At 71.2% G+C, this 14,457-nt stretch carries 14 protein-coding genes; 9 read left to right on the top strand and 5 right to left on the bottom strand.

Annotated features, from left to right (window positions below):
* Positions 1–41: 41 nt before the first annotated feature.
* Genes ACTT8P_RS21750 through ACTT8P_RS21760 form a run of 3 tightly spaced genes read right to left on the bottom strand, consistent with a single transcriptional unit; the run spans position 42 to position 3,216 of the window.
* The gene (locus ACTT8P_RS21750; RefSeq protein WP_442833365.1) at positions 42–1,598 is read right to left on the bottom strand and encodes a CotH kinase family protein; all 1,557 of its coding nucleotides are present in this window, start codon (positions 1,596–1,598) and stop codon (positions 42–44) included.
* Positions 1,598–2,275 carry a DUF4956 domain-containing protein gene (locus ACTT8P_RS21755; RefSeq protein ID WP_442833366.1) on the bottom strand — a complete coding sequence of 226 codons (678 nt, stop codon included), beginning with the start codon at positions 2,273–2,275 and terminating at the stop codon, positions 1,598–1,600. The genes ACTT8P_RS21750 and ACTT8P_RS21755 overlap by 1 nt, the downstream gene beginning before the upstream one ends.
* Positions 2,272–3,216, bottom strand: coding sequence for a polyphosphate polymerase domain-containing protein (locus tag ACTT8P_RS21760; RefSeq protein WP_442833367.1), 945 nt, complete (start codon positions 3,214–3,216; stop codon positions 2,272–2,274). The genes ACTT8P_RS21755 and ACTT8P_RS21760 overlap by 4 nt, the downstream gene beginning before the upstream one ends.
* 115 nt (positions 3,217–3,331) lie before the next feature.
* Between ACTT8P_RS21760 and ACTT8P_RS21765 the strand changes: the two genes are divergently transcribed.
* The 4 genes from ACTT8P_RS21765 (at position 3,332) to ACTT8P_RS21780 (ending at position 5,865) form a co-directional block, all read left to right on the top strand.
* The gene (locus tag ACTT8P_RS21765) at positions 3,332–3,499 is read left to right on the top strand and encodes a hypothetical protein (protein WP_442833368.1); all 168 of its coding nucleotides are present in this window, start codon (positions 3,332–3,334) and stop codon (positions 3,497–3,499) included.
* Positions 3,500–3,521: 22 nt separating this feature from the next.
* A complete protein-coding gene (locus tag ACTT8P_RS21770; RefSeq protein WP_442833369.1) occupies positions 3,522–4,139 on the top strand; it encodes a GNAT family N-acetyltransferase in 618 nt (205 codons plus the stop codon).
* A gap of 158 nt (positions 4,140–4,297) precedes the next feature.
* A complete protein-coding gene (locus ACTT8P_RS21775; RefSeq protein WP_442833370.1) occupies positions 4,298–4,768 on the top strand; it encodes a DUF4334 domain-containing protein in 471 nt (156 codons plus the stop codon).
* Positions 4,765–5,865, top strand: coding sequence for a zinc-binding dehydrogenase (locus ACTT8P_RS21780; protein ID WP_442833371.1), 1,101 nt, complete (start codon positions 4,765–4,767; stop codon positions 5,863–5,865). Before ACTT8P_RS21775 ends, ACTT8P_RS21780 begins: the two co-directional genes overlap by 4 nt.
* A 65-nt stretch (positions 5,866–5,930) precedes the next feature.
* Here ACTT8P_RS21780 and ACTT8P_RS21785 read toward each other — a convergent pair whose 3' ends face one another.
* Positions 5,931–6,560 carry a VOC family protein gene (locus ACTT8P_RS21785; protein ID WP_442833372.1) on the bottom strand — a complete coding sequence of 210 codons (630 nt, stop codon included), beginning with the start codon at positions 6,558–6,560 and terminating at the stop codon, positions 5,931–5,933.
* 215 nt (positions 6,561–6,775) lie between these two features.
* Between ACTT8P_RS21785 and ACTT8P_RS21790 the strand changes: the two genes are divergently transcribed.
* Positions 6,776–7,570, top strand: coding sequence for a sulfotransferase family protein (locus tag ACTT8P_RS21790; RefSeq protein ID WP_442833373.1), 795 nt, complete (start codon positions 6,776–6,778; stop codon positions 7,568–7,570).
* A gap of 222 nt (positions 7,571–7,792) precedes the next feature.
* Here ACTT8P_RS21790 and ACTT8P_RS21795 read toward each other — a convergent pair whose 3' ends face one another.
* A complete protein-coding gene (locus ACTT8P_RS21795) occupies positions 7,793–8,296 on the bottom strand; it encodes a GNAT family N-acetyltransferase (protein ID WP_442833374.1) in 504 nt (167 codons plus the stop codon).
* Positions 8,297–8,635: 339 nt separating this feature from the next.
* On the opposite strand from ACTT8P_RS21795, the gene ACTT8P_RS21800 reads away from it, so the two are divergent.
* The 4 genes from ACTT8P_RS21800 to ACTT8P_RS21815 all read left to right on the top strand — a co-directional run bounded on the left by ACTT8P_RS21800 (position 8,636) and on the right by ACTT8P_RS21815 (position 14,410).
* Positions 8,636–10,198, top strand: coding sequence for a pectate lyase family protein (locus ACTT8P_RS21800; RefSeq protein WP_442833375.1), 1,563 nt, complete (start codon positions 8,636–8,638; stop codon positions 10,196–10,198).
* Positions 10,199–10,719: 521 nt separating this feature from the next.
* On the top strand, positions 10,720–12,060 hold the full coding sequence (locus ACTT8P_RS21805; protein WP_442833376.1) for a family 43 glycosylhydrolase: 1,341 nt from the start codon (positions 10,720–10,722) through the stop codon (positions 12,058–12,060).
* Positions 12,061–12,148: 88 nt separating this feature from the next.
* Positions 12,149–12,619 carry a MarR family winged helix-turn-helix transcriptional regulator gene (locus ACTT8P_RS21810; RefSeq protein ID WP_442833377.1) on the top strand — a complete coding sequence of 157 codons (471 nt, stop codon included), beginning with the start codon at positions 12,149–12,151 and terminating at the stop codon, positions 12,617–12,619.
* Between the two features lie 192 nt (positions 12,620–12,811).
* A complete protein-coding gene (locus tag ACTT8P_RS21815; protein WP_442833378.1) occupies positions 12,812–14,410 on the top strand; it encodes an MFS transporter in 1,599 nt (532 codons plus the stop codon).
* Positions 14,411–14,457 lie beyond the last annotated feature (47 nt).

Consider the following 14,457-nt stretch of genomic DNA (forward strand, 5'->3'; position numbering starts at 1 on the left):
TCACCCTATGGGGTGCGCCCCATGCGGCCCGCCGCCGGGAATCAGCCGGTGATCACCTCGTTCCTCGCCAGGCTGCCGGTGCGTTCCTCGACCGTGCCGCGCAGCGACTCGGCCGCGGTGGCGACGGACTCGCCGTCGGCGCCGGACCGCTTGGCCTGCGCGGTGAGCGAGGCGAGGGCGTCGAGGGCGTGACCGGAGGCGAAGAAGCTCCGGTACAGCTTCTTGTAGGCGGAGTGGTAGACGCTGTCGAAGGCGTCCGTCGCCAGGAACCGTTCCTTGAGGACGTTGCCGCCCATGCCGCCGCCGCGCTGTTGTTGCCCGTCGCCGTCGTCGGTGCCCTTGCCGCCGCCCCCGCCCCCGCCCATGCTGGTGCTGTCGTCGGGGCCGGTGGTGGCGGTGCCGGAGAAGGTCAGGTTGAAGTCCCAGCCGAGTACGGAGAACTTCTCGGTGTCCAGGTCGTACCAGAGCACGTAGTTGTTGCCCGGTCCGGCCATGTCGTCGAAGTTCAGGATCAGGTTCTGCGTGGCCACGTACTCGGCGAAGGAGCCGACGTCGACGTACTGGTCCAGATCCGCGGCGAACTCCTCGTCGGACGCCTGGTTCACCCACTTCAGCAGCTTCATCACCGGCGAGAGGTCCTGGCTGCCCTTCAGGTTGAGCTGCTTGAAGGACGTCTCGTAGTCGGTCGGGTCGTCGCCGACGTAGTCGAAGCTGCCGCCGGCCCGCGCCTTGTACGCCACACCCGTGTCGTCGATCTCCGTGTCGACCCAGTCCTTGCTCGGGTTCTCCACCATGAGCCGGGTCGCGGCCGGACGGTTGTTGACCGTCAGGGCGGTGAAGGCGTAGTTCTCCGCCGTCTGACCGGACTTCTCCATCAGGGACAGCGACAGAGCCTCGTTCAGCGGCAGCGCGTCGTCGACGCCGGGGCGCAGCGACAGTTCGCGGTGACCCTGGTAGGCGCGGCCCTCGACGTACTCGTCGATGCTGATCAGCCAGGGCAGTTCCTCGGGCTTGGACGCGGAGAGGTCGTACTGCGCCATGCCGCCGCCGCCCGCTCCTCCGCCACCCTGTTCTTGCTGCTGGGGCTGTCCACCGTCCTGGCCGCCCGGCGGGAGGCCCTGCGGTCCGTCGCCGCCCGGCTGGGGCGCGCCGGTCGGGCGGGCACCACCGGCCGCTCCGCCCGCCGCGCCGGCTCCGCCGCGCGAAGTCCCGCGCAGGCTCTGGAGGGTGGAGTTGCCCTTCAGCCGGATGCCCACGTCGTTCAGGTACACCCCGTCGATGGTGAGATCGGCCTCGATGTACTCCTTCTCGCCCTCGTCCTGGTACTTCGCCATCATGTCGGCGAAGTCGGTCTCGTCGTACTCGAGCCGGACCGTGTGGGCCTCGGAGGTGTCGAACAGAGCGACCGTGCCCGTGACGTCGTCCGTGATCTCGTCCGCGTCCGCCAGCGAGGCGCTGGTGACGAACGGGCTGACCCGCGCGTCGCCGAAGAAGATCAGCAGCACGGCCATGCCCGCGGCCAGCAGCGCGGTCGGCTTCCAGTGGTGCCGCAGCCGCAGCGGGACGCGGTGCACCAGCGGACCGCGGGGCGCCGCCATCACAGGTCCGTCTGGTCGTAACCGGTCAGGACGGTCACGCGCTGGCCCATGGTCCGTTCCCGGAGCGCGGCCACCAGCTCACCGGGTTCGTGCCCCTTCTTGATCCGGACCGTGTAGAACACCTCGGTCAGTGTGCCGCCCCGGATGGACTCCGTGCTGACCAGCTCGAACTCGTCGGTGAAGCGCAGCAGCACGTCCTGGATGGTCTGGGTGTGGTCCTCGCCGGCCGGGACCTGGACCTTGACGACCTGGCGCTGGACGTTGAGGGCGAACCAGTTGAACTTGCTCATCGCCAGGACGATCAGCGCGATGACCACGCCGCCCACGGCGGCCAGGGTGTAGAAGCGGGCGCCGCAGGCCATGCCGATGGCCATCACCAGGAAGACGAACCCGACGTCCCTGGTCTCCTTGACCGCGTTGCGGAACCGGACCACCGACAGGGCGCCGACCAGCGAGAAGGCGCGGGCCAGGTTGGAGCCCACCACCAGCATGATCAGTGCGACCACCATGCCGACGATGACCAGGGTCTGCACATAGGACTGGCTGTAGCTGACGTTCTTGTGGGTGGCCCGATAGACGTATCCGATCATCGTCGAGAGGACGAAGGACAGGGTCATGGCCAGCACGATGTCCGTGACACTGAACGTGCCGCTCAGGTCCTGAAGGTCGAGGTTCACGAGTGCAGTACCTCCGTGGTGCGGTGGGGGTCGGGAGTGGTGGGGGTGGTGGGGGTGGTGGGGGACGGGAGGTCTTCCTCCCGGACGTGGAAGACCGACCGGGGCGCCAGGCCGAACGACTCGACGCTCTGCACGTACTTGGAGACCCGGATCAGGTTCAGGTTGCGCCGGGCGGCGAGATCGGTGATCCAGTACGGGGCGCGTTCGTTGACCTTGATCTCCATCACCGTCAGGTGCGGCGGGACGATGAACCGGTTCTCGGGGTTCGCGGTGCCGAAGTGGAAGTCGCGGTCCCGGCCGCGGATCCGGCGGTCGAAGGTGACCCGCAGCCCCGTGTCCTGGTCCCGGCCGGCCAGGGCCTCGCGCTGGTAGCCGGTGATGGCGGTGGGCTGGAGGTTGAGCCGGACGACGAGTTCGAGCACCTCGTGGACGAAGGCCCGTTCCCCGGGGGAGTGCGGTATCTCCTCCCGGTCGTCGCACAGGTGGCGGGCCGTGGCGTACGGCAGGGTGATGCGGCGTTTCTGGGTGACCCGGTTGACCCGCTGCTTGATCTCCACGCAGACCGGGGACTCGTCGGTGACGCCGTCGAGGTCGCCGTAGTGCCGGATGCGCAGCTTGCGGCGGAACTTCAGCCCCTCGATCTTCTCCCAGTAGAAGCGCAGTTGCGGCGTGTCGTAGTACAGGCTCCACACGCCGTAGCCGCCGACGGGGCTGTGCGGGTCCTGGTCCATCCGCTCGCCCAGTTCGGCGCGGATCGCGGCGGCCTGTTCGACCGGGACCAGGTACTTGAGTTCGTAGCGGTTGAAGGCGTGCAGTCTGCTGGCCACCCGCAGGGCCTCTTCGGTCGCCGTCCGGTGCGGCGGTTCGCCGGGCGCCGCCGCGGGCGCCTCGTCGTCGCTCGCGCCGACGGCCCGGCGGCGGCGTGTCAGCCAGCCAGTCATGGGGTCCTCTCGATCCGTGGGGTGATCGGTCTCCCCGTAAGGAATCGGTAAGACATGAAAGGCCGCTGAGAGAATCCCCCAAACGGCATGAGGACTTGGGGTTAACGCAAGGTGAATGGATCTGCCGTTGCTGATGCTGGGCCTGGACACCACCCTCGTCGGCCGGGACGCGGCCTGCCGCGGCGCCGTCTCCGTCTTCCGCGGCGTCGGCGTCCAGCAGGCCGCGGGCCGCGTCGTCGCCGGACATCCCCGTCCCGCGTCCCCGCTACCTCCGCTGTCGTGATCGGCGGCCCTAGTGTGGGCCGGTGACTCCCGCACCCCTCCTCGGTGACACCGTCCGCCTCATACCCCTGTCCGCCGACCACGCCGACGCCCTGTTCCCGTCCGCCTCCGACCCGGAGGTCTGGCGCTGGATGCCCCGGCCGCGCCCCGGCACGGTGGCCGAGACGCGCGCGATGCTCGACCGGATGCTCGCCGACCCCGCCCGGCGCTGCTTCGCCGTCCAGCGGCGCGGTGACGACGCGGTGATCGGCTCGACCAGCCTGTACGACATCGACCCGGCCGAGGGACGCGCGGAGATCGGCGCGACCTGGTTCGACCGCTCCTGCTGGGGCGGTCCGTACAACGCCGAGTCCAAACTGCTGCTGTTCGCCCACGCCTTCGAGGACCTGGGACTCGTACGGCTCGCGCTGCGCACCGACAACCTCAACGAGCGGTCCCAGCGCGCCCTGACCCGGCTCGGCCTGGTCCACGAGGGCACGTTGCGCAGTCACATGCGGCGTCAGGACGGCACTCGCCGCGACTCGCTGTACTACAGCCTGCTCGCCAGTGAGTGGCCGGCGGTGCGCGAGACCCTGCGGGACCGGATCGCGGCCAAGAAGCCGCCCCGGCGCGGTGGCGACGTCCGACGACAGGATCACTGACGTACCGGTCGAATCCGGCGTGTTCCTCCCCCGCCCGCCCGCCCGCATCCGCCGGCCCGACTCTGGTCCTCGGCGAAACACTGATACATACTGTGGATGTTTGTATCTCTCTCGTGTGTACCTCTCGTACCCGGCATCGCGTTCACAGGAGGGCTCCGATGGACATCGACGAGGCACGAACCCGGTTCGCGGTCCTGCGTGGCAAGGAGTCGGCCGTATCGGCAGACGAACTCGACACCGTGTGGGCCGCGTTGCCGGCCGTCCGCGTCGAGGACATCCTCGGCGCGTGGCGGGGCGGCGAGTTCGACACCGGGCATCCGCTGAACGGACGGCTGCGAGCGTCCGGTTGGTACGGCAAGACCTTCGCCGCCGCCGCCGACGCCAAGCCGCTGATCATGCGCGGCGAGGACGGGAACCTCTACTCCGACACCACCCTCGGCAAGGGCGAGGCCAGCCTGTGGATGGTCGAGTTCCGCGGCGAGGTGACGGCCACGATGGTGTACGACGGCCAGCCGGTGCTCGACCACTTCAAGGCGGTCGACGACCGCACGCTGATGGGCATCATGAACGGCAAGGGCTTCGGCGACGGCCCCTTCTTCTACTTCTTCCTGGACAGGGTCCGGGCGTGAGAGCCGCGGTGGTGCAGACACCGGGCGGTGGATTCACCGTCCAGGACGTCGACATCGACCGCCCCGTGGACCGCGAGGTGCTGATGGAGGTACGGGCGGCCGGTCTCTGCCACACCGACCTCACCCTCGCCACCCACGGCCTGGGACGGCTCCGCCTGCCGGTCGTCCTCGGGCACGAGATCGCCGGAGTCGTCGTCGCCACCGGGCCGCACGTCACCGAGTTCACCGCCGGCGACCATGTCGTCGGCTGCCTCGTGCAGTGGTGCGGCGGCTGCCCGGCCTGCCTCGACGGTCGGCCCCACCAGTGCCCGCACCCCGAGGCGACACTGCGCGACCCCGGCCGGCACGGCCCACGCCCACGGCTCGGCCGCGCCGGCCGGCCCGTCACCCAGGGCATGGGGCTCGGCGGCTTCGCCCAGCGGGCCCTCGTGCACGCCAACCAACTGACCGCCGTGCCACGCCGGTTGCCGTTCGCCTGCGCCGCCCTGCTCGGCTGCGGGGTGCTGACCGGCGTGGGCTCCGTCCTCAACGGCGCGCGGGTCCGGGCGGGCGAGACCGTGGCCGTGATCGGCGTCGGGGGCGTCGGCCTGAACGCCGTCGCCGGTGCGGCGGTCGCCGGCGCCTCGCGCATCGTCGCCCTCGACGTCCAGGACGGCAGGCTGCGCCGCGCGCGGGAGTTCGGCGCCACGGACGTCGTCAACTCGGCCGACACCGACGCCGCCGCGGCGGTCCGTGAAATGACCGGCGGGGGAGTGCGGCACGCCTTCGACATCGTCGGCACGGCCGCGACGACCCGGCAGGCCCTGGACATGACCGCGCTCGGCGGCGGTGTCCACGTGGTGGGACTGGCGCCGGGCGACGGCGAACTGACCCTCTCCCTGCCCCGGCTGCTGCTCCAGCAGAAACGCGTCCAGGGCCTGATCATGGGCGCCGGGGACCCGCGGCGGGACATCCCCCGCTACGCCGACCTCTGCCTGCGCGGACACCTGAACCTCGACGGCCTCGTCTCCCGGCGGATCGCCCTGCACGAGATCGACACCGGATACGCGGCCCTGCGGGACCCGGAGGTGGCGCGGGTCGTCGTCACGTCGTTCTAGCCCTCCGACTGTCCTCCGAGTCAGGAAAGAACCGGCGGCGGGGGACGGGGGCAGGGGTGCCCCCCTCAGCCGATCCCCACCGGCCCCCGCTCCGAACCCACCGTGCACGAGAACCCCGCCGGCCCGGTGCCCAGCGGCAGCCCGGTGCCCAGGGCGGCGAGGAGCGGGCGGATCTCGTCCGGGTCGGGAGCGGTCGCCGACAGCGACAGCAGCGGTGTCACCGGAAGGCCGGCCGACGGATGGACGGTGTCGCCCCAGTCGATGAGGAACGGCACCAGGCCCGACGGGTGCGCGCCGGCGCCGTCGGTCAGCCGCCAGGACAGCAGGGTGCCGTCGGGCCGGCGGCGGCTCATCGGACGCACCGGCCCGGGGTCGTAGCCCCGCAGCCGGGCCGCCGCCACCGCCGCGTCCAGGTCGGGCGGGCGGACCGCCCAGGTCACGATGGCCGGCTTGGAGATCCCGTCGACACCGAACGGGCGCGGCCCCCGGGGCGCGGGCTGCGCCGGATCGGGTCCGATGATCTCCAGATAACCAGTGCCGCCCAGCGACACCAGGAAGTTGCGGGTGCCGCGCCCGAGGTGCGCGCCGCCGGGCGCGGGGGCCACCCCGGTACGCCGGGTGAAGTCGGCGACCGTCGCGGCCAGGTCCGGGGTGGCGAGGACGAGGTGGTCCAGCAGAGCGGGGTGGGTGTTCACCGCACGGAGGGTACGCAGCCCCGCCCCGGCTGTCGATCACCTGTTCGGCAGGGCGCGGCGATCCCTGCCGTACGCACCTGATTCATGGGATTCTCATCGCTTTCCCATGGCGGCCCCGGGGGTGTCCCACGTTATGGTCAAGCATCCAACAGGGGGGTCCAGCTCGCAGGCCGATGGGAAGCGCGGTGCCGATGTCGAACGGTACGAGAACGGACATGCGTCGAGTGGCGCGCGGCATACGGCGGCGGCTGCTCAGACTCGCCGAACCTCCCGTGCCCCAGTCGGCCCGACGGCTCGTACCGGAACCGGTCTTCGTCATCTCCTCGGTGCGGTCCGGCTCCACCCTGCTGCGGGTGCTGCTCAACAGCCACCCGGAGATCCGGGCCCCGCACGAAATGCATCTGCGGACCCTCACGGTCGACCTGACCAAGCCGTACACCAAGAAGGCGATGGCGGAACTCCAGCTCGATCAGCGGGAGTTGGAGTACCTGCTGTGGGACCGGATACTCCACCGCGAGCTGGTGCGCAGCGGCAAGAAGATCATCGTCGACAAGACGCCCGGCAACGCCGGGGTCTGGGAACGGCTGCACGAGTGCTGGCCGGGGGCCCGGTACATCTTCCTGCTGCGGCACCCCGCCTCGATGGTCAGCTCCCTGATCAACAACCGTCCGGACCGCGACCTCGACGCCACCGTCCGGGAGGTGCGCGGCTATGTGGAGGCGGTGGAGGCGGCCCGCACCGCACTGCCTGGCCTGACCGTCCGCTACGAGGAACTCACCGAGCGGCCGGAGCAGGTCACCCGGGAGATCTGCGCGTTCCTCGGTGTCTCCTGGGCGCCCGGCATGCTGGAGTACCGGAAGGGCGACCACGGGCCGTTCGTCCCGTTCATCGGTGACTGGAGCGACAACATCAAGTCCGGGTCGGTCCAGAAGGCCCGGCCGCTGCCGTCCCCGGAGGAGGTACCGGCCCCTCTGCGCGACATCGCGCGGGCCTGGGACTACCCCTGCTGAGGCGCCTGTGAGGCGCCGGCCGCGGTGAGCGGGGCGGCGGGACGGCTTCGCGCCTCGCGTCCTGCGGGTCGGGCCTCGCGTCCTGCGGGTCGTGCCCCGCGCCCCGCAGGGCGCGGTGGGATTCGGTCCGGCCCCGGCCCTTCCGGCACCCGGCCCTTCCGGCCGCCCGGCCTCCTCCCGCCCCGGTCGGCCACCCCTCAGCAGGACACCGTCCCGCCCTGGTCAGTCACGGCGCGCAGGGCCGACGAACGAGATCCACACATCCGGCGGCACCTCCGGCCGATGCGGCACCGGCCGCCGCTCCTCGGTCCAGGCGTCACCGGCGATCTCCGCGGCCACCCGCCGCCAGAACGCGACCGCGGGCGGGTTGGAGTCCTGGAAGGGGATCTCCCACGGCCCCGGATGCCTGGCGACGACCTCCTGGGCGGCCCGCAGTCCGGTCCCCGCCCGACGCGCGCCCCGCACCACGAAGAAACTGTTCATCACCCGTGCCGGGCCGCGCAACGCGCGGACGAAGGCGAAACCGGCCGGCCGGTCGCCGCTCACCAGCAGGTACGGCGCCCAGTCGGCGTCCGTGAAGGCCGAGCGCAGCCGGTCGGCGCGGAAGGACCCGTCCGATTCGGGCAGCGAACCGGACGGCTCGGACATGTCGTGCCGGAACATCAGCCAGAGCCGTTCCACGGTCGGACGGTCGGCGGCGAGGGCGGGGCGGACGAGGACGGGCATCTGACTCCTCCGAGGCGGTGAACTGCCCGCAACCGGGCATGAAAAAAGCCTCCCCGGCGGACATCTGTCCCGGCCAGGAAGGCCTGCGTGCTGACGGAGACCATAGCAGGAGCCGGCGGATCACCCGGAGGGCCGCCCCCGAGGACGTACCGCGTCCCGCCCGGCCCGCACCGCACGGACTCTTGCCAGTTACTCAGCCGTCACCCTATTCTCCCCACGCGGAAAGCGCTTTCTGCGCTCGTCTCGGCGGCCGGCACCTCGGCGATGCGCGTCGCAACGGGCGGCACGGTTCAGCACGACACCACACCCGACATGGCAGAAGGCAAGGGGAGTGCGAGCATGAGACGACCAGTCGCAGTGCGCCTGTACGCGACACTGGCCACGATGGCCCTCGCGGCGGCGACCGGCGCGGTCCTGACGGCACCGGAGGCGACGGCGGCCACCGCCGGCGCCACCGGTTACGCGACCCAGAACGGCGGCACCACCGGCGGCGCGGGCGGCCAGACCGTACGGGCCACCACCGGAACGGCCATCCACGAGGCCCTGTGCAACCGGGCCGCGAGTGACACCCCGGTCGTCATCGAGGTCGAGGGCACCATCAACCACGCCAACACCGCCAAGGTGTCCGGCGACAGCTGCAACACCGCCGCCGGCGTGATCGAGCTGAAGCAGATCAGCAACGTCACCATCGTCGGCGTCGGCAGCGGTGCCGTCTTCGATCAACTGGGCATCCACATCCGCGAGTCCAGCAACATCATCATCCAGAACGTGACCGTCAAGAACGTCAAGAAGTCGGGCTCACCCACCTCCAACGGCGGTGACGCCATCGGCATGGAGAGCGACGTCCGCAACGTGTGGGTCGACCACACCACCCTGGAGGCGTCGGGCGGTGAGTCGGAGGGGTACGACGGCCTCTTCGACATGAAGGACAACACCCAGTACGTGACGCTGTCCTACAGCACCCTGCGCAACTCCGGCCGCGGCGGCCTGATCGGGTCCAGCGAGAGCGATGTCTCCAACGGCTACGTCACCTTCCACCACAACCTGTACGAGAACATCGACTCCCGCACCCCGCTGCTGCGCGGCGGCACCTCCCACATCTACAACAACCACTACGTCAGCCTGAACGAGTCCGGCATCAACTCCCGGGCCGGCGCCAAGGCGAAGGTGGACAACAACTACTTCGAGGACTCCAAGGACGTCCTCGGCACCTTCTACACCGACCAGGCCGGCTACTGGCAGGTCAGCGGCAACATCTACGACAACGTGACCTGGTCGGCGCCGGGCGAGGACACCAACCCGGCGGGCCCCGACCCGCAGTCCAACACCACGGTGAGCATCCCCTACGCGTACGCCCTCGACCAGGCGGCGTGCGTACCGGACATCGTGAGCCAGACGGCCGGCGCGGGCAAGGGACTCAAGGTGTCGGACGGCAGCTGCTCGCCCCAGACGCCGACCGACCCGACACCGGAGCCGACGGACCCCACCGATCCGACCGACCCCACGGACCCGTCGCCCGAGCCCACGGACCCCACTGGGACCAACCTCAGCATCGGGGCCGGTTCCGACGGCTCCAGCAAGGCGAGCGGCACGAGTTACGGCAACGTGCGCGACGGTGACCCGAGCACCTACTGGTCGCCGAGCGGTTCGACCGGTTCGGTCTCGATCAAGTGGGGCTCCGCCACGACGGTGTCCACCATCGCCGTCCGGGAGACCTCGGCCGCCGCCGGCCGCATCGGCGCCTGGCGGGTCCTCAACGGTGACACCGGAGCCGTCCTGACCTCCGGCAGCGGGGCCGGTGTCATCACCTTCCCCGCCACCGCACTGCGCAAGATCACCTTCGAGATCACCGGTTCCAACGGCGTACCGCAGGTCGCCGAGTTCGAGACGTACGCCGGCTGACGCCCGCCGCCCGCCGCCCGCCGCCCGCCCGGACCCCGTGCCCAGGGGTCCGGGCGGGCACCGCTGTGTGCCGGGCCCGCCGGCCGGGGTCCGGAGATCAGCGCGAGATCTGCGACGGCGGCCGAACTCGCCGCCGCCGTCCTCGACAACGTCGCCGCCACCCGCGCCGACGCCCGCCACGCGCGCGGCGTCCGGGCCCCGAGAACATCGCGGTAGCCGGCTTCGACGCCGTGAGCCTCAGCTCCGTGGCACCGGCGGTCACCTGGCGGCACGCGCGAGCACGCCGGCCCGGTCACCCCGCGTTACACGATCTTCATGACTTCACATTCCGCCACTGCCTGCGAGAACGCGGCGACCCACGGACCGGGGCGGCGGGCCCCGTCCGGATTAAATATCCGGAGTGTTGACGTAATTCGGCGCGCGTTCGCATGCTGAAGCGCACCCCTGGTCACTCCTCCGTGCCGGCTGCCCTCCCGGGCAGGTCATCGGCGCGCCCTCGACGACGAAAGAGAACGTGACTGATGAGCCACTCCGAGAGCAGGTTCACCGTCGGCCGCCGTTCCCTGCTGGCGACCGTCGCCGGCGCGGGAGCCGGTGCCGTCCTCCCGGCGGCGACCGCCCAGGCGGCACCGGCCGGCTCCGTACCGGTCAACTCCGCGTCGGCGCACGGGCGGTACCCGGCGAACTGGCCCGACCCCGAGCCCTACGGTCTGGCCGACGCCCGGCTGGACCTGTGGCCGCGGGCGGACAACTCCTTCGTGCTGCCCCTGGAGTTGCGCCCCCGCGACGAGGAGCGCGGCACGGTCTGGATCCGGGACACCTACGTCAACTGCTTCGTCGTCGACGGCCGTCCGCTCTACGTCGCCACCGGCACCACCCGGGTCCCCGGACTCGCCGTGGCCGCCCCCTGGAACGACGGCATCTTCGTCTGGACCTCCCGCTCCCTCAAGGGCCCCTGGCGACTGGCCGACACCACCGGTATCCGGCCCGGCGCGGAGAAGGGCAAGGTGTGGTCGCCCGAGTTCGTCGACGAGAACACCACCGGACGCACGGTCGTCGCGCCGTGGCAGGAGTACTGGACCGACACCACCTACGGCAAGCGCGGCCACGCCTGGGCGCCCGAGGCGCACTACTTCCGCGGCAAGTGGTACATCGTCGCCTGCACCGGCGACTACGCCAAGAAGGTCGGCTCGTTCATGCTGGTCAGCGAGGGCGGCGTGGAGGGCCCGTACCGGCTGGTCGAGGGCAACCTGGAGAAGCCCTTCGGCGACTCGTTCATCGGCGGGCCGAGCTTCATCGAGCCCGGCGCCTACCACCACATCGACGGCGGCCTCTACTCCGAGGGCGACCAGGCGTGGCTCGTCCTGCACAACAACCTGTACGCCAGGTTCCGGGACGACATGGAGGACATCGTCACGACGACGAACCTGCCGACGTTCCAGCAGCAGCCCTACTCGCCCGAGCCGTACCTCGAAGGCGCCTACGTCTTCAAGTACAAGGGCAAGTACCACCTGGTCCACGCCGCCTGGAACCGGGCCTCCGTCAACGCCGACGGCACCACCCGGCACGCCTACGACGTGGCCGCCTCCGGACGGGTGCAGTACCAGTACGACGCGATCGTCGCGGTGGCCGACCGCTTCGAGGGCCCCTACTCGAAGCGGTACACCGCCGGTGTCGGCGCCGGGCACAACAACTTCTTCGTCGACCACAAGGGCGACCTGTGGGCGACCTACTTCCTGAATCCGGCCGCCGGCTACTGGTCCAACACCTCGCGCGTCGACGACGCCGCCGTGCCCGGTGTCGTACGGCTGGAGTGGACCGGCCCGCAGGGTGACCGCCTGTACGTCCAGCGCCGCAAGTAGACCGCCGCCGCCCTCGGCACTCACCCCGACCGGGTGGGTGCCGATGGCTGTCTTGACATAGGTATGTTGACATAGTTAAAGTTCTCGTATGCCCGAGGAGAACGCGTCCGTGCAGGACATCGACCACGTGGCCGCGCGGCTCGTGGCGTGCCTGCCGCGGCTGGCCCGGGCCCTGGACCGGCAGGTCGCGCAGGACTACGCGTACCCCAAGCCGCCCGAGGCGCAGCTCGCGCTGTTGCGGCACGTCGAGGAGCACGACGGCACCACCGTCCGCGCGGCGGCCGAAGCCCTGCTGATGAAGGCGAACAACGTCAGCGCGCTGGTCACCCAGCTCACCGAGCAGGGCCTGCTGGCGCGCCGCCAGGACGCGGCCGACAAGCGGGTCGCGCACCTGCACCTCACCCCGCTGGCCCGGCGCCAGCTCGCCGAGGTCGAACGCCTGATGAGCGCACACCTCGGCAGCGCCCTGCGCGCGCTGACCGAAGGCCAGCTGGACGCCCTGGGCTCGGCCCTGTCGTCGCTCGCGGCGCTCGACCGGCAGCTGCGCCCCCGCGCCTGACACCCCGCCCCGGCCCGTCATCGGCCGGGGCGCCAAAGCGGGGCGCGCCTGCCCTCGCGGGCCCTCTCCTCATCAGTAACCCTCCCGGTGCACCCCGGCCGTTCCGTCGCGTCGCGTGCGGACCGGCCGCCCGGTGCCGCCGTCCGGTGTCACCACTGTCACTCCCCGCACGATCGAAGGACACGCACAGTCATGCCCTCCGCCCCCACCGCCTCCTCCGCTCCACCGACCCGTGCCCCGGCCGCGGACCGCCCCCGCGGCCGGCGGGCCAACCCGTGGCTGACGCTGATCGCCGTCGCCTTCGGTCTCTTCATGGTCGGCCTGGACGGCTCGGTCGTCTCCATCGCCAACCCCGAGATCGGCCGGGACCTGGGCGCTTCCACCTCCGACCTCCAGTGGGTCACCAACTCCTACCTGCTGGCCCTCGCCGCGGCCCTGATCCTCGGCGGCAAGCTCGGCGACCGGTTCGGCCGCCGCACCTTCTACCTGATCGGCGTCGCGGGCTTCACCCTCGCCTCCGTCGCCATCGGGCTGTCCGGCTCCATCGAGGGCGTCATCGCCTTCCGCGCCGTCCAGGGCTTCTTCGGCGCCCTGCTGATGCCCAACACCCTCGGCATGCTGCGGGCCGTCTTCCCGCCGCAGAAGTTCGGCATGGCGGTCGGCATCTGGGCCATGGTCTCCTCGGTCTCCACCGCGCTCGGCCCCATCGTCGGCGGACTGCTCGTGCAGCACGTCAACTGGGAGTCGGTCTTCTACATCAACGCCCCGATCGGCGTCATCGCGCTGGTCTTCAGCCTGATCGTGCTCCCGCAGACCAAGAACGGCGTTGCCGCCGACGAAAAGTTCGACGTCCTCGGTGTCGTGCTGCTGGCCCTCGGACTGCTCGCCGTGGTCTTCGGCGTCGTCAAGGGCGAGACCTGGGGCTGGACCTCGGGCGGCACCCTCGGCTGCATCGCCGCCGGTGTGGTGGTCCTGCTGGTCTTCGGCCTCTGGGAGACCCGGGTCGCCTCGCCCCTGCTGCCCATGCGGCTGTTCCGCAGCCGGGCGCTGACCATCGGCACCGGCGTCACCGCGCTGAACTTCTTCGTGCTGCTCGGCGTGATCTTCTTCGTCATGCTCTATCTCCAGAGCGTGCGCGGCTTCACCCCCGTGGAGGCCGGGGTGCGCACCCTGCCGCTGAGCCTCGCCTCGGTCGTCGCCTCCCCGCTCGGCGCCGCGCTCACCGGCCGGTTCGGACCGCGGCTGACGATGCCGCTCGGCATGGCCCTCCAGGCGGTCGCCTGCTTCGTCATGCTCGGCTGGAGCGCCGACTCGTCGTACGCCACGATGTGGCCGCCGTTCATCGCCCTCGGCCTGGGCGTCGGCATGGTGATGTCGTCCTCCTCGGACGCCATCGTCGGCAACGCGCCGGTCCGGGACGGCGGCGTGGCGGGCGGGCTCCAGGCGACCGCCCTCCAGATCGGCGGCGCGCTCGGCACCTCGGTGCTGGTGTCGCTGATCAGCAGCCGGGTCGGCACCACCCTCACCGGTGAACTGACCTCCGCCGGCGTGCCCGCGGCCACGGCCACCGGTCTGGAGGAGGCCAAGGACGCGGTGGCCATGGGCGTCGCGCCGGTCTCCGACGGCATGCCGGCCCGGCTCCGGGACGCCGTCGTCGAGGGCAGCCACCAGGCGTTCATGAACGGTGTGCACACCGCCGTGCTCGTCGCCGGTGTGCTGTGCGTCATCGGCGCGCTGGTGGCCGCCGTCGGCGTGCGCCGCACCGCCGCCGCGGAGCAGCCCGCCGCCTGAGCGGACCTCGGCGCCGGGCCCGCGTCCGCCCATCGGCGGGCGCGGGC

Origin of the sequence: Streptomyces sp. JW3 (assembly GCF_052216785.1) — a bacterium.
In the GTDB taxonomy this organism is placed as follows: Bacteria; Actinomycetota; Actinomycetes; order Streptomycetales; family Streptomycetaceae; genus Streptomyces.

Excerpts from the sequence above, each read along its gene's own strand:
- ACTT8P_RS21795 (WP_442833374.1), bottom strand. The coding sequence starts at position 8,296 with ATGCCCGTCCTCGTCCGCCCCGCCCTCGCCGCCGACCGTCCGACCGTG.
- ACTT8P_RS21760 (WP_442833367.1), bottom strand. The coding sequence starts at position 3,216 with ATGACTGGCTGGCTGACACGCCGCCGCCGGGCCGTCGGCGCGAGCGAC.
- ACTT8P_RS21790 (WP_442833373.1), top strand. The coding sequence starts at position 6,776 with ATGCGTCGAGTGGCGCGCGGCATACGGCGGCGGCTGCTCAGACTCGCC.
- ACTT8P_RS21750 (WP_442833365.1), bottom strand. The coding sequence starts at position 1,598 with ATGGCGGCGCCCCGCGGTCCGCTGGTGCACCGCGTCCCGCTGCGGCTG.
- ACTT8P_RS21810 (WP_442833377.1), top strand. The coding sequence starts at position 12,149 with ATGCCCGAGGAGAACGCGTCCGTGCAGGACATCGACCACGTGGCCGCG.
- ACTT8P_RS21800 (WP_442833375.1), top strand. The coding sequence starts at position 8,636 with ATGAGACGACCAGTCGCAGTGCGCCTGTACGCGACACTGGCCACGATG.
- ACTT8P_RS21765 (WP_442833368.1), top strand. The coding sequence starts at position 3,332 with ATGGATCTGCCGTTGCTGATGCTGGGCCTGGACACCACCCTCGTCGGC.
- ACTT8P_RS21805 (WP_442833376.1), top strand. The coding sequence starts at position 10,720 with ATGAGCCACTCCGAGAGCAGGTTCACCGTCGGCCGCCGTTCCCTGCTG.
- ACTT8P_RS21775 (WP_442833370.1), top strand. The coding sequence starts at position 4,298 with ATGGACATCGACGAGGCACGAACCCGGTTCGCGGTCCTGCGTGGCAAG.
- ACTT8P_RS21815 (WP_442833378.1), top strand. The coding sequence starts at position 12,812 with ATGCCCTCCGCCCCCACCGCCTCCTCCGCTCCACCGACCCGTGCCCCG.